The organism is Arthrobacter sp. 9V, from assembly GCF_902506065.1.
Taxonomy (GTDB): domain Bacteria; phylum Actinomycetota; class Actinomycetes; order Actinomycetales; family Micrococcaceae; genus Arthrobacter.
The window spans coordinates 1-1258 of sequence record NZ_LR732957.1; the positions used below are offsets into that span (position 1 = coordinate 1).

Genomic DNA, 1258 nt, shown 5'->3' on the forward strand with positions numbered 1-1258 from the left:
CGGTGCGGTCGGTCGCCGGCGGGGCCGCTTCGACAGTCGTCTCGGCCACGGGAACGGGGCCGGCGGTGTTCCGTTCGGCGCCGTCGCGATCGCGCATCCATCCGGTGCGGCGGAGGTCCTCGTGGGCCTGGTCCGCTTCCGCGAACGCGTGCCGGCTGTCGCGGTCGACCATTCCCGGGTCTGGAAGGCGGTAGGCCTCGTCGGGGATGCCGTTGGCGTCGCGGTACGTGGCGACGGTGGCGACCTGCTCGCGCCAGGTGTCGCGTGCGTCGCCGTCGGCCGGTTGCATGCCGTACTGCGCCAACCAGGCCGGCCTCTGCTCGAGGAGCCGGTCGACGTCGACGACGACCGCCGTCTCGGGCAGCGTGGCGGTCGACGTCGCGGCCGTGCGTGCGGTCGGGTCGATGCCCATGCGCTCGAGGGCTTCCGCGGACGCCTGCTCACGCGCCAGGCGGTCCTGCTGGGTACGGATGTCGAGCCCTGCTGCGCGGGCGTCCTTCCATGCCTGGACGGCGTGGGAGCCGCGGGGTTCCTCGCTGAGGACGGCTTCGCTCGCGGGGACCTCGAACGCTTCCCGGTACGCGACGATACGGCCCATGTTCTCCCGCCACCGCTCCGCCTGCGCGGGGTCCGCGGGGATCTGCCCGAATGGTTCCGCCCACGCCGGCGGTTCGGCAACGACCTGGTCGACGAGGGAGGTGATGCGGTCGCGCATCAGCTCCTGCTGGCCGTGGAGCCAGGTCCGGACCTCGGGTTCGCCGATGCGGTCGTTGAACGGCGTCACCCACTTGGGCAGCCCTGGCACGGGTTCGAGGTCGGTGCCGATCGCGGTGACCGGTCCGAGCCGGTACCAGTAGACGCGCGCCGGCGACTGGATCGGGGAGATCTCGTCGAGATCCCGTGGACGGACAAGTCCCTGCAGCCGAGTGTGGAGTGCGGTGCCGGCGAGATCGTGGTCGACGAGGCGCGCGGCGAATGTCGACCAGGCTTCGTCGTTGATGATGTTCCCGGCGAGCTCAGCGGGAAGCGCGTCGCAGACGGCCTTCTCGGCGCGCTCGAGTGCCTTCGGGTCGAGTGCTGCGACGCGGCCGTGGTCGTACTGCGGCAGCAGCGTCGTGAGGGAGTGCGCGTTGTCCTGCTCGGCCCGCAGCGTCTCGGTGGCGCTCTTGGTCGCGCCCTCGCGGCCGAGGACCTGCTCGAGGGCGCCCCGGATCGAGTTCTCCCGCTCGTCGTCGGTGTGGCCGGAGGAGTCGAGTGG

General features: G+C 71.9%; 1 protein-coding gene. It reads right to left on the bottom strand.

Annotated elements, in window-relative coordinates:
• Window positions 1-1258, bottom strand: a 1258-nt coding sequence (locus BACI9J_RS22730; RefSeq protein WP_159736653.1) for a hypothetical protein, incomplete at both ends; no start/stop codon positions are given.